The following is a 12,751-nucleotide window of genomic DNA, read 5'->3' on the forward strand; positions in this document are numbered from 1 at the left end:
CTGTATAGATTTTATTTCGTAATGGAGGTGGACAGTGAATATCAGCGATGTCTTGCAAGAATTTAAGCGTCGGCTAGAGATGGTCTATGAAGATAATCTTAAAGATATTATTCTCTTTGGTTCAAGGGTAAGAGGAGATTTTACCGAAGAATCTGATATAGATATTCTTGTCTTATTAGGCAATATTACAAGCTATGAGGATGAATTCAATAAAATCTTCCGAATTCAGCGTGAAATAGAAAGAAAGTATGATGATAGAGTAATTATAAGTTCTACCCTGGCTATTCAGGATGATTACAATTCAAGGCTCGAACCTTTATATCTTAATATTCGAAAGGAAGGAGTTTCGTTGTGAAAAATGAAATTAAAGGGATTATCCAGAAGGCAGAAAGAAGCCTTAAAGTGGCTTTAGGTCTTTTTGCAGAAAATGATTTTGATTTTGCGGTCTCAAGGGCATATTATTCAATGTTTTATATGGCCGAAGCTGTTCTTCTTACAAAAGGTCTCTCGTTCTCAAAGCACTCAGGCGTTATATCTGGATTTAATCAGCATTTTATCAAGACAGGTATTTTTGAATACAAATATTATGAAATGCTTCGCTTCGCATTTGAACAAAGGAATATTGGAGATTACAGGTTTCTTCAGCAGGTTTCAAAAGAAACAGCCCAAAGGGTTGTAAATGAGGCAAGACAATTTTTAGAAGAAACCAAAGAGTACCTGAAAAGTTTTACTAATGGATAAGGTAAAACAGTTTATAGAAAGCCACATACCTCAGATGAATAGCTCCGAAAAGGTATATCAGCTTTTTGAGGGATTAGGGTATAAAATTTTATATCCTTCTTTCAGAGGGAAAGAGGCATTTGGACTACGAGAAAAGGATAAAGAAGATATAAACAGGTGAGTTGAAAAACAGGGGAAAATTAAACTATGAGGTTAAAAAATGGATTCATCATCTCAAAAGTGGCGACATCCTGGGGGCAAACTCAGGGAACTCGGTCCGGAAAGCCTTTCTGATGCCGAACTCCTCGCCATCCTGATCTCTTCGGGCATCAAGGGCAAGCCTGCGGAAAAGATCGCTGAAGAAATTCTCGCCAATTTCGGCTCTTTTAAAGGAATGGCAAATCAGCCTCTACACAAATTCCTTGAGATAAAAGGGCTAGGAGACGTAAAGATCATAAGGGTTGCCGCTGCCTTTGAGATAGCACGAAGAATGGGGCAGAAAGGGGTCTGACCCCTTTTATACTTGGAGAAGATATGGCTATTGCCATTAGAGGATCTGAGAAACGATTGGAGGATTTAAAAGCAGAACCCAAAAAGACCCTTGATCGGCTTGAGGAAGAGGATTTGGTAGTTGAGAGGAACCCAGAACCTATATCAGTTGCTATTAGTGTACCGAGGACTAAAACGTGAAGTCCCATCTTAACAAAGGACTTTTTTCTAACTATTACCTTGAAGAACTCCTTCCGAGGGAGGAGGAATTCAAGATCTCATTACCAGAATTAGAAAAAGTTATAGAAGAAATTAAGTGTATATGGGATAAGAAATATCTTTCATCGCTTAATGAACCCCAACTCCGAAAACATTTCTTGGATAAGGTTTTTGAAACCTTAGGCTGGACAATCGATGTAGAGCCTCCGACACCATCAGGTGAATGGTCAAAACACCCTGATTATGCCCTGTTTCACTCTATGGAGGACTTAAAGAATGCCCAGAAAGCAACTAAGGAAGAATATTTCAAAAAATCTCTTTGTATAGGGGAAGCCAAGCGCTGGGAAAGACCACTCGATAAGAAAATAAAAGTTGACCCTGAAGACCCACAAAATCCCTCCCTCCAAATAAGTAGATATTTATGGCTTACCGAAGTTAAATGGGGGATACTTACTGATGGAAGGTACTGGAGGCTTTATGAAAGAGAGACTTCAAAGAGGCTAGATATCTTCTATGAGATAGATTTAGAAAACCTTATTGAAAATGGCTCTATAGAGGACTTCAAATACTTCTATCTCTTCTTCCGAAGGCATGCTTTTCCTTATTTTTTAGAAAAGGTCTATAAGGAAAGTGTTGACTATGCTGAAGCGGTCGGTGAAGCACTTAAAGAAAATGTCTACCAGGCGCTAAAGACCTTGGCTCAGGGCTTTTTGAAAACACCAGAGAATGACCTAAAAGAAAGTCGTCTTAAAGAGATTCATGACAACTCCCTGATCCTCCTTTACCGCCTTCTCTTCATCCTCTATGCCGAGTATCGCGGACTCCTCCCTCTACTAGGAGAAAACCAACTTTATACCGAATCATACAGTCTGGATGCCCTTAAGAAGGAAATAGCAGATAGATTAGATAGACACGAACCCATCGCCACCTCAACACATGGATACTGGAATAAAATAAAAGAATTATTTGAGATCATAAATACTGGGAATTCCGAGCTAGGAGTGCCTCCATACAACGGTGGGCTTTTTGACCCCGATAAACACGAATTTCTGGAAAAATATAGGGTAGGAGATCTTTATATCGCAAAGGCAGTAGACCTTCTCTCCCGTTCCAGTGATAGGGCTTATATTGATTATGGTAGCCTTGAAATCCGTCATTTAGGCTCTATTTATGAGGGCCTTCTGGAATACAGACTCAAGATTGCTGAAGAGAAGCTTGTTTCCGTAAAAGAAAAAGGTAAGGAAGTCTTTATTCACCTTGAAGAGGCCAAAAAGGCAAAAAAGAAGATTAAGGAACAAGAAATTGTCAGTAAAGGTGAGGTATATCTAGTCACTGACAAAGGCGAGCGTAAGGCAACTGGTTCCTACTACACCCCTGACTATATTGTCAACTATATCATTGATAACACTCTTGGCCCTCTTGTACAGAGGATTTATAGGGAATCAAAGTTAGCCCAAGAGATTAGAAACAGCACTCGTCATTTTGATGAAATTTTCGAAGAAATAGTTAAGGAAAGAGGAGAGGAAGAAAAGGAGAATTTACTTAAATTATGGAACCTGACCAGAGGCAATCAGGAACAGCGGGGTTTCCTTCTAAATATGCTTGATGGCGCAGAACCTTCTCATGGATATGATCCATTAGAACGAATTCTTCAATTAAAAATTCTCGATCCTGCAATGGGAAGTGGTCATTTTCTGGTAGAGGCTACTGATTATCTGGCAAGGGAACTCCTTAAGGTTTTAAGCGGCGAGCCCCTGTTGAAACCCTCAAAGGAAATGGTGGTCAGGGAAGCTAAGGAGCCTTATGGTCTAAAAGAACCAGAAGAAGAGGACATAAGGTGGGCAAGGCGTGAAGTAGTAGAAAGGTGCATTTTCGGAGTGGATTTGAACCCACTGGCAGTGGAGTTGGCTAAACTCTCTTTGTGGCTTTACACGGTAGCAAAGAACAGACCCCTTAATTTCCTTGATCATCATTTAAGATGTGGGAATTCCCTAATTGGAGCAAGAATAGATAATTTAGCAAGCCTTCCTGAATTGAAAAAGAAAAAACCACAAGCTGGGCCTATCCAACTTGGACTCTTTGAAAGTATCTTCAAGGAAAAAGTCAATATTCTCCTTGGGGCCTTTGGCCAGATTGAGGGCCTTCCCTCTGATACAGTAGAGCAGATCAGGGAAAAAGAGAAATTTTATAATGATTTTAGAAAGATAACCACCAGATTTCAAGATGTGGCCGATGTATGGACAAGTGTATATTTTGGAAATGATGAGGTTTTCAACTGGTATGCCAAGCTTGAAAAGAATCTTAGAGCAACCGATGAGGAATGGGAAAGATTAAGCCACGAACGCTGGTTCAAAAAAGCAAAAGAGATTGCTGACGAAAAGAGATTCTTCCACTGGGAACTGGAATTTCCAGAGGTCTTCTTTGAAGGACACCAAAGAAAGGAGAACCCTGGCTTTGATGCGGTAGTGGGGAATCCACCGTGGGCTTCGCTTAAGGGAAAGTTCCGAATCGCTAACTTTGACGACCAAGAAGCACTATATTTATCAATCGCATTCCCAGACAATACTTATATGCCAAACTTATTTGAGTATTTTATCGGGACTGCCTTGAAACTTGTTCAAATAGGAGGAAGACATTCGTTTATAGTTCCTGACCGATTAGGCTTCAATGCAAACTTAAGGTATCTTCGTTCGCAAATACTTCAAGATACTAAGATTAAAAGCTTACTCTACAAAATAGCTTTTCCTGATGTAACAGCTGACACTTTAATATATGATTTGGAGAAGGCCCCTAAGATGCCGACCGATTGGATTGTGAAGGTTACGGACTATCAAAAAGGTAGTATTAGGATTCCTCAATCTTACTATGCTGAACTGCCTGACAATGAGTTCCTATTCTTTGATAGTGAAAGGGTGATAGAAATTATTCATAAACTGGAGGGTCCAAATATTTCTCTGCTTGACAAGTTGGTAGAATCCACTTCTGGCTTTGGTGGCAAATCTGCAAGCATCACTTCTATCAGAAAATCAGTCAAACAAATTCCAGTTATCAAGGGCGAAAATGTTCAGAAATATTTGATAGATAATCATTTCTATTTTGAATTCAAATCTAATAATATCACTGGTCGGACAAAAGACATATGTAAGCTAGGAGCTCGCCCAAAGGTCCTTCTTCGCAAGACAGGCGTAGAAATAATATCAGCATACGATGATACAGGTAGGTATCCTGAACAATCTGCTTACTTCCTTTTTAATAAGATTACATGCGAGGATTATAAGTATTTGCTTTGCCTTTTGAACTCAAAGACTCTAACTTTCTATTATTGGTATAAACTTGTTACCAACCGCGACTCTACACCACAACTCAAAAAAATACACTTGGATGCATTTCCCATTCGTCGTATCTCATTTGTCACGCGCAAAGACCAACGGGAGCGCTTAGTTTACGAAGCAAAAAAACATTATAAAAAATTTCTTGAGAGAGGAAATTCTAATACCATCCTCCACTTTGTCGAATCCCGATTGATAAAGGAGCATAAGCCTGATCCGGAACTTGTTAAAAAGCATAACGTAGATCCACTCAATAAAGACTGGCAGTTTCCTGAAGGTGCTTTATGGGAGCAATCAGATGTTGTCCATGATATTCTGACATTTCTTGCAGAGCAAATGATTGAAATGAATAAAGAGAAACAGGAGGAGACTAAGGGATACCTTGAATGGCTTGAGAGTCAGCTAAAAATTCAATCAGATGCTGAGGGGAATGCAGGTATTGAGGCCCTTACTGGAAAAACACAGATTAAAAACTATTTGGGCGACTACCAGAAAGGAGAAGAGCATCTCTCGTTTGATCAATTCTGGAAAATTTTGGAGAAAAATAAGACCAGAATCCAGGCAAATCTCAAATCCAGGGAGCTTTATGAAAATATCAGATCAGAATACGAAAAATCCCTCACAAAACTCTTACCCTTAAAAGAAAAACTCCGTAAAACCGACTGGCTCATAGACCAGATCGTTTACAAGCTCTACGGATTGACGGAAGAGGAGATAAAGATCGTGGAGGAAAATCGATAGCAATTAATCTTTAACCCGGATTATTGACGAAAATGGTAAGCGAATTAGAATTCTTCAAGGGGAAAAGGCCCTGGTCTAAGATTAAAGATAGAGTTATCGGAGGTTATTTGGTGCCTTACTTGCGAAAGGTATCAAAACTTAATCGTAAGATAATATTGGTGGATGCATTTGCCGGACCAGCTATTTTTGAGGACGGCACCAAAGGATCCCCATTGATCATTTGCGAAATTGCCGACAAGCATGCTTCTAACCAATATCTCGCAGTTTTCATTAATAAGGATAGAAACAGCCATGTAAAATTGGAAAAAAATTTAAAGAAATATATCCAGAGCGAAAAAGCAATTCCGCTTTACGGAAACGCTCAAGAACTTTTAAAGGTGCTAAAAGATGTTGTTGGGGATGCAACTTTCTTAGTTTATTTGGATCCCTTTGGTCTTAAAGGTTTGGAATTTCCCTCTCTGGAACCTTATTTAGGAAGAGATAGAAGGTTTAGCACGGAAATAATTATAAACATAAGCATGCCCACTTTGCATAGACTGGCAACATATAAGGCTAGGAGCGGAGGAACGGAGAGTATAAAAACGAATATATTAAATCAAAGGCTAACCAAAATTCTTGGTGGTGATTATTGGCAAAGTATCATGTGGTCTAACCTTTCCGCGAATGAAAAAGAGCGTCAAGTAGTAGAAAAATATGTAGGGCTTTTAAAAAGATATTTGCCTTATGCCGGATATTGCCCTGTTAGAGAAAAACCAGATGGCCGCGTAAAGTACTACATTATTTTTTGTTCCCGCCATCAAGATGCTTTGTTCCTGATGAATGACATTATGTATACAGCATACTATGAAACCCTTCACGAAATGGAATGGGGAGGAACTTTATTTGAAGCGTTTGACTGGAAGAAAATTGTCTGCCATGAAAAGGAAATTGAAGAAGAGATCCTGACAATAATCAAAGATAAACCTGGCATAGCACGCAAGGAATGCTGGTTTGAACTGATAAAAACAAACTTCATGAAATGGAATGCCTCTGAATATAAGAAGAATGTTAAGAAACTATTGAAGGAAAATAAAATTATGTCAGATTGTGCGAGGCAAAACGATGACTCGCGTCTTTACCCGATTAATCATAGCAACTTTCGATTAAAAACACTTTCACGTTTAAGGACGCACTATAAAACCTATAAAACACTTGAAGGAGAAAAAGTTGAGCTATTAGAAAAAGTCAATGATGGATCTATCATAACGAGGTTTGATAAAACTGCTTACCCTCAAAGACCATCTGACATTGTTTGCCCGCACTTCTTAGAACTTAAATGGGCCTACGGTTGTCCTTTTGATTGTGCTTGGTGTTACCTTAAAGGGACTTTTCGCTTTCGCCCAGAAAGATTAAAACCAACTTTCAAGCCTCTGGAAAAGGTAAAGCTGCATGTGGATGCTTTCCTTGAACAGGTGGAGACACCTGAGATCCTGAACACAGGCGAAATAGCGGATTCCCTTATGGGTGAAGGGGGTGATTACCCTTTTTCTAAATTCATAATCTCCCTCTTTCAAAGACAAAAGAGACATAAGGTCCTTTTTGTCACAAAATCGGCCAACATAAAGCATCTATTAAAGATTCCAGATCCACAGCAGGCCATAATAAGCTTCAGCCTAAATGCAGAACCAGTAGCTCAAAGATGGGAAAGAAGGGCTCCTTCAGTAATGACAAGAATAGAAGCTGCACGCAAACTTTATGAACACGGCTACGAGGTGAGGATTAGGGTAGACCCAATGGTCCCTGTAGAGGAGTGGGATAGGCACTATCTGTCGGTTGTAGATATCATTTTTGACAGCTTTGTTCCTGAGAGGATAACCCTGGGGTCCTTGCGAGGACTTCAGAGCACCATTAATGGGGTGAAAGATAAGTCATGGACAGTTTATCTCAAAGAAAATTCCAATTGGGGGAAGAAGATAGACTTTAAGACTCGTTATAAAATGTATCAGATGGTGATTAGGCATCTAAAGGATCAACATGATTTCTCAAGAGTGGCCCTTTGTAAAGAGACTGTGGCTATGTGGAAAAAGCTCAAGATGGACTGGAAGCAAGTAAGGTGCAATTGTATATGGTAAAACCTGAAAGAGGTTAATATACCAAAAACAAAAATGGAAGAAGAAGCCAATTTTCTGAATTTGTCCATAAACCATGGCCTCGGGGGCGCAGGGAGACGGAGACGACCCGACCCATCACCGCCGAACTCAAAGAAAAAATGGCACAGGCTGAGAAACTTCGTACCGGGATTGAAAAACAGTTAGAGACCATCAATGCCTTACCGCAGGCTATTTTGAGAAAGGCATTTAGAGGAGAGTTTTAGATGGCTATTTAAATTCACCCCCTAGAAGGGTAATGAACATGAAACTAAGTTATGACCCACGTTACAATATCGCCTATATCAGGTTGAGGGAGAAAATCACCGAAGTTGAGGCGATTCGGGTAAGTGATGAATTGAATGTTGACATATCTCCTGATGGAAAGATCTACGGCATCGAATTGCTCAATGCCAACGAACAGCTCGAAATTGACAAAAACGGTGGTTTGGTTTTAACAGACGAAACTACAGGTAAAACAGTAAGGCTGCCTATTTAGAGAATAGCCCTTGTTCGGAGGGTAGTGGAGGAAGAAGTAGCGCTCTAATGCCTAGAAATGCTCGAAGAATAACCACTCCCCAATCTCTGAACGCCTACATCAAAGGCATCTGTGACATTATGCGGAGGTCGGGTAGGGCTGGGGAACAAGGTATATTTTGAAAAGGATCTAAAAATGTAGTAGCTTGGATGGAAATGTAGTAGTTTTATATAATTCAACTTAATTTTGAAGGAACTACATTCCTTCCTTCCGGTGGCTTTTTTCAGTTCATGTTGCTCACCATTTTTACCGCATTGCCTTTGTCACCCCGAAAGGAGCTGGAAGGATTGGTGGAGGAATTTAAAGAAATATATAATAAAGTAGCTTATGGAGGAGGAAAGGGAATGAAATCCGTTGATGAAATCAATATTTCTAATAAAGAGAAACTTATTTTACGGGAAATTAAAGAGGCCGTGCAAAGGATCACGCCAAATGCAGAGATCGTATTTTTTGGTTCCAGGGCCCGAGGAGAGGTGGCTCATGAATCAGATTGGGATATCCTTATCCTTGCAGATAACGTCACCTATGAATTAAAAGATGAGCTATGCACTGCTCTCTACGACATGGAGCTGGAAAAAGACATTATTATTAATCCCCTCATATTAAATAAAAAGGAGTGGGTGTCCGGACTTTTCTCTAACCATCCTACCCATAGGAATGTCGAAAGAGAGGGTGTTTTGATACCATGAACCGAAGTGACCTTCAGGAACTCCATTACATCACCACCATGAGGAATGTTCCTTCGATTATTTCCAGGGGCATCCTTTCTCACAAGCAGTCGAAAGAGATAAACCATAATTCTGTTGCCATGGAGGTAATTCAGGAGCGAAGGAAGAAGAAAGTTGTTCCTGGTGGACGTCCATTACAAGAGTATGTGAATCTGTATATCCATGCCAGAAATCCAACGCTCTATGTTCTCCGATCTCGTCATACTGATCTTTGCATTTTCCGTATAAGTACGCAAATTCTTGACTTGCCAGAGGTTATTATAACCGATAGCAATGCCTCAAGTGACTATGTACGTTTCGCTCCTGCTCCAAGGGGGCTTTCCATAGTTGACAAAGAGATGACATTTGCTGAATACTGGGCTCATCCTGACCCGTTTGAGGCGATGCGCCGCAAGTCAGCAAAATGTGCTGAGGTTTTGGTTCCAGATCGTATAGACCCTAGTCTTATTATGGGAGCTTATGTCTCGTGTCCTGAAGCAAAAGCAGCAGTTGAAGCACTGGGAGTTGATATTCCTGTAACTATAAATTCATATCTTTTCTTCACATAAGGAGGGGAAAATGGTCAAAGTATTGATGGGAGATATTCTAGAATCCAAGGCCCAGACCCTTGTCAATACTGTGAATTGCGTTGGAATCATGGGAAAGGGGATTGCACTAGAATTTAAAGAGCAGTTCCCTGATATGTTCAGGGATTATGTAGAACGGTGCAATCGGAAAGAGGTCAAACTTGGGAAACCCTATCTGTTTAAAAGGCTTATTCCCCCTTGGATTTTGAACTTTCCAACTAAGGAACATTGGAGGTCTGTTTCGCGCATTGAAGACATTATACAGGGTTTAAAATATTTGCTTCAGCATTACAAAGAATGGGGGATTACGTCTCTTGCTGTTCCCCCGCTTGGTTGTGGTCAAGGTCAATTGGATTGGAAGATAGTTGGGCCAACCCTATACCGCTACTTAAATCAATTAGATATCCCTGTTGAGCTTTATGCACCCTACGGGACACCACATGAAGAGTTGCAGCCTGAATTTCTGGAGCAGGCCCCAGATGTTAAAAGGACCGAGCCAGAATTTGCTCCGGAAAGGATTAAACCTGCATGGGTTGCCTTAGTGGAAATTCTGAAACGCGTGGAAGAAGAACCTTACCATTGGCCTGTTGGCAGAACTACGTTCCAGAAAATTGCCTACATTGCAACCCAAGAGGGATTGCCGACTGGACTGCAATACAAAAAATCAAGCTTTGGACCATTCTCTCCAGAGTTAAAGGGTGTTATTACCCAATTAGTCAACAATGGCTTAATACGGGAAGAGCAACTTGGACGTATGTTTGCAGTGAAGGTTGGGCCAACTTTTGAGGATGCACGCAAAGCTTACGTGAATGATTTAGTAAAATGGGAATCAATTATTGATAAGACAGCGGATTTATTCATGCGCATGCAAACAAGGCAATCTGAGGTCGTTGCTACAGTCCTTTTTGCTGCCAATATATTATCAAACAAAATAAATGACCAACCCTCCGAAGCAGAAGTCTTACATGAAGTAATGCAATGGAAACAACGCCGTCGCCCAAAACTTAATGCCAAGGAGGTCGCCTACACGATTCGTAACCTAGCTGCTTTGAGATGGTTGAAAGTCAAACCAAGTTCAGGCTTACCAATACCGGATGAAATTATTGCTGAGGCATAACTATAGTTCTTTTAATAACCTCACAAGGATTTGGTAAAATAATCCAACATTATCTTGACAGAATATCTTTCTAAGATTATACTTGGTTTTGGAGGGAAAAAGGAGGGGGGGAGATGGGTAAGGTTTATATAGAACTTGGAAGCAGGATTAAAAAATTGAGGGAACAACGGGGGATTAGCCAACAGAGGCTTGCGGAACTGTTAGGTGTTTCACGTCCTACCATATCTCAAATAGAGATGGGAGAGAGAAAGGTATCTGCTGATGAGTTAATAAAGCTGTCGGAGATATTTGATGTCTCCGTGGAGCACCTGCTTGGTGTGAAAAAGGGGCCTGAGGTGATACTTAGAGAAACCAAAAAGAAACAAAAGGTAAAACCTCAAATAAGAATCAATGTGCCGCAAAAGAATTTAGAGAAGTTCAAGGAAGTTATTATCTATATCCTTAACAAGGTCGGCTCAAAGCCTAACATTGGAGAGACGGTGATCTATAAGCTTCTCTATTTCATTGATTTTGACTTTTACGAGAAATATGAAGAGCAGTTGATTGGTGCAACTTACATTAAGAACCGTTATGGGCCAACGCCAATAGAGTTCGAAAGAGTAGTGGACAAAATGATTGGAGATAGAGAAATCATGAAGGTCAAAAGTACCTATTTCGAATATCCCCAAACAAAATATTTACCCTTAAGAAAAGGAGACCTTTCCAAACTAAAGGCAAACGAAATCGAAGTTATTGATGATGTCCTGAACAGGCTCTCTGATATGAACGCCTCTCAAATAAGCGAATACTCCCATAACGATGTCCCCTGGCTTACAACAGAAGACCAAGGGATCATTGAATACGAGTCTGTTTTCTATAGAACCTCAGCTTATTCGCTAAGAGAATATAGTGAAGATATTCAATGAAATTTCCCGTCTACCCGAGTTTAATAAGGATTTTAAGAGGCTTTTAAAGAGATTTAAAACCCTGGAAGAGGATTTTATAATCTTTATAGAAAAGCAATTGAACCTCTATCATAAGCTAAAGATAGATAATAAAGGCATATTCCCACTAACCGGCTTAGGGGTAGAATACCCAAAGATATACAAGGCAAAGAAGTTTGCCTGTAGGTCTCTAAAAAGTAAAGGGGTTCAGTCGGGTATTAGAGTAATCTATGCTTATTTTGAGGATGCGGATAGAATTGAGCTAATCGAGATTTATTACAAAGGGGATAAGCAAAGTGAAGACAGAGATAGAATATCGAAACATTACAGAAGGTAGGGACGTTAAAAGATCATTTAATGCGAAATGTAGAGGGGTCGAAAAACGAAAAAATAAATAGAAAAAATGGAAGAAGCCAAATTTGCTGAATTTGTCCATAAACCATGGCCTCGGGGGCGCAGGGAGACGGAGATGACCAAACCCATCACTGAAGGGGAGTGCATCATACTCCTGGATCCAGCGGATGAGAAGGAGTTCTTCTTCAAGATGAGGCAAAAGGGGCATATTAACCTCTACAAAGGAAAGATCCTCCACAACGAGATCATCGGCAAAACCGAGGGCGCAGTGGTGCGCAGCTCCAAGGGGGAACCATTTCTCGTCTTCAGGCCGACCCTCTATCAGTTCATCATGCATATGAAGAGGGACACCCAGATCATCTACCCCAAGGACCTGGCCCTGATCTTAGTCTATGCCGATATCTACCCTGGATGCATTGTGCTCGAGGCCGGGATAGGCTCTGGTGCCCTGACCCTGGCGCTGCTACGAGGTGTGGGAACTGAGGGGAAGGTCATCTCCTATGAGGTACGGGATGAGTTCATCCAGCGGGCAAAAAAGAACATCAACCTCCTCTTGGAGGATCCCCCTAACCTAGAGGTGAAATTGAGGGATATATATGAGGGGATAGAGGAGGAGGGGCTGGACAGGATCATCTTGGACATCCCCGAGCCCTGGCGGGTAATAAACGATGTAGCTGTGAGCCTGCGTCCTGGGGGGGTGTTCCTGGGCTATCTGCCCACCATCATCCAGGTCAAATCCCTGGTGGATGCCCTGCGGGAGGAAAAGAGGTTCACCTCCATCCAGGTCTTTGAGTCCCTGGTCAGGAACTGGAATATAGAGGGGCTCAGTGTGCGTCCCTTTCACCGAATGGTGGCCCATACAGGCTTTATAACCTTGGCCAGGAGGGGGGAAACCCCTTAA

At 41.0% G+C, this 12,751-nt stretch carries 14 protein-coding genes; all 14 read left to right on the top strand.

Translation table 11 applies throughout. The features are described from left to right. Positions 1-34 precede the first annotated feature (34 nt). The gene (locus JRI46_03280; protein MBW2038604.1) at positions 35-355 is read left to right on the top strand and encodes a nucleotidyltransferase domain-containing protein; all 321 of its coding nucleotides are present in this window, start codon (positions 35-37) and stop codon (positions 353-355) included. Continuing rightward, entirely contained in the window at positions 352-741 is a 390-nt protein-coding gene (locus tag JRI46_03285) for a HEPN domain-containing protein (protein ID MBW2038605.1), read from the top strand. The genes JRI46_03280 and JRI46_03285 overlap by 4 nt, the downstream gene beginning before the upstream one ends. After that, the gene (locus JRI46_03290; protein ID MBW2038606.1) at positions 734-901 is read left to right on the top strand and encodes a hypothetical protein; all 168 of its coding nucleotides are present in this window, start codon (positions 734-736) and stop codon (positions 899-901) included. Before JRI46_03285 ends, JRI46_03290 begins: the two co-directional genes overlap by 8 nt. A gap of 39 nt (positions 902-940) precedes the next feature. Then, positions 941-1,231, top strand: a complete 291-nt coding sequence (locus JRI46_03295; GenBank protein MBW2038607.1) for a hypothetical protein — start codon at positions 941-943, stop codon at positions 1,229-1,231. A gap of 23 nt (positions 1,232-1,254) precedes the next feature. Next, on the top strand, positions 1,255-1,410 hold the full coding sequence (locus tag JRI46_03300) for a hypothetical protein (GenBank protein ID MBW2038608.1): 156 nt from the start codon (positions 1,255-1,257) through the stop codon (positions 1,408-1,410). Further along, a complete protein-coding gene (locus tag JRI46_03305) occupies positions 1,407-5,498 on the top strand; it encodes an Eco57I restriction-modification methylase domain-containing protein (protein MBW2038609.1) in 4,092 nt (1,363 codons plus the stop codon). Before JRI46_03300 ends, JRI46_03305 begins: the two co-directional genes overlap by 4 nt. Positions 5,499-5,530: 32 nt before the next feature. Continuing rightward, on the top strand, positions 5,531-7,609 hold the full coding sequence (tcmP, locus tag JRI46_03310; GenBank protein MBW2038610.1) for a three-Cys-motif partner protein TcmP: 2,079 nt from the start codon (positions 5,531-5,533) through the stop codon (positions 7,607-7,609). 280 nt (positions 7,610-7,889) lie between these two features. Then, a complete protein-coding gene (locus JRI46_03315; GenBank protein MBW2038611.1) occupies positions 7,890-8,123 on the top strand; it encodes a DUF2283 domain-containing protein in 234 nt (77 codons plus the stop codon). Positions 8,124-8,449: 326 nt separating this feature from the next. Continuing rightward, positions 8,450-8,851 (top strand): nucleotidyltransferase domain-containing protein, encoded by a 402-nt coding sequence (locus JRI46_03320; protein ID MBW2038612.1) that lies wholly within the window; start codon positions 8,450-8,452, stop codon positions 8,849-8,851. Beyond that, positions 8,848-9,438 (top strand): DUF4433 domain-containing protein, encoded by a 591-nt coding sequence (locus JRI46_03325; GenBank protein ID MBW2038613.1) that lies wholly within the window; start codon positions 8,848-8,850, stop codon positions 9,436-9,438. The genes JRI46_03320 and JRI46_03325 overlap by 4 nt, the downstream gene beginning before the upstream one ends. A 10-nt stretch (positions 9,439-9,448) precedes the next feature. Next, positions 9,449-10,573 carry a macro domain-containing protein gene (locus JRI46_03330; protein MBW2038614.1) on the top strand — a complete coding sequence of 375 codons (1,125 nt, stop codon included), beginning with the start codon at positions 9,449-9,451 and terminating at the stop codon, positions 10,571-10,573. A gap of 113 nt (positions 10,574-10,686) precedes the next feature. Continuing rightward, entirely contained in the window at positions 10,687-11,478 is a 792-nt protein-coding gene (locus JRI46_03335; protein ID MBW2038615.1) for a DUF4065 domain-containing protein, read from the top strand. Further along, positions 11,459-11,833 carry a hypothetical protein gene (locus JRI46_03340; GenBank protein MBW2038616.1) on the top strand — a complete coding sequence of 125 codons (375 nt, stop codon included), beginning with the start codon at positions 11,459-11,461 and terminating at the stop codon, positions 11,831-11,833. The genes JRI46_03335 and JRI46_03340 overlap by 20 nt, the downstream gene beginning before the upstream one ends. 66 nt (positions 11,834-11,899) lie before the next feature. Continuing rightward, positions 11,900-12,751 (top strand): tRNA (adenine-N1)-methyltransferase, encoded by an 852-nt coding sequence (locus JRI46_03345; protein ID MBW2038617.1) that lies wholly within the window; start codon positions 11,900-11,902, stop codon positions 12,749-12,751.

This window comes from Deltaproteobacteria bacterium (genome assembly GCA_019308925.1).
Classification (GTDB): Bacteria; Desulfobacterota; B13-G15; order B13-G15; family RBG-16-54-18; genus JAFDHG01.

What these genes read in the sequence shown, in the direction of transcription:
- JRI46_03290 (MBW2038606.1), top strand. Translation starts at nt 734, where the DNA reads ATGGATAAGGTAAAACAGTTTATAGAAAGCCACATACCTCAGATGAAT.
- JRI46_03295 (MBW2038607.1), top strand. Translation starts at nt 941, where the DNA reads ATGGATTCATCATCTCAAAAGTGGCGACATCCTGGGGGCAAACTCAGG.
- JRI46_03300 (MBW2038608.1), top strand. Translation starts at nt 1,255, where the DNA reads ATGGCTATTGCCATTAGAGGATCTGAGAAACGATTGGAGGATTTAAAA.
- tcmP (MBW2038610.1), top strand. Translation starts at nt 5,531, where the DNA reads ATGGTAAGCGAATTAGAATTCTTCAAGGGGAAAAGGCCCTGGTCTAAG.
- JRI46_03315 (MBW2038611.1), top strand. Translation starts at nt 7,890, where the DNA reads ATGAAACTAAGTTATGACCCACGTTACAATATCGCCTATATCAGGTTG.
- JRI46_03325 (MBW2038613.1), top strand. Translation starts at nt 8,848, where the DNA reads ATGAACCGAAGTGACCTTCAGGAACTCCATTACATCACCACCATGAGG.
- JRI46_03330 (MBW2038614.1), top strand. Translation starts at nt 9,449, where the DNA reads ATGGTCAAAGTATTGATGGGAGATATTCTAGAATCCAAGGCCCAGACC.
- JRI46_03335 (MBW2038615.1), top strand. Translation starts at nt 10,687, where the DNA reads ATGGGTAAGGTTTATATAGAACTTGGAAGCAGGATTAAAAAATTGAGG.
- JRI46_03345 (MBW2038617.1), top strand. Translation starts at nt 11,900, where the DNA reads ATGGAAGAAGCCAAATTTGCTGAATTTGTCCATAAACCATGGCCTCGG.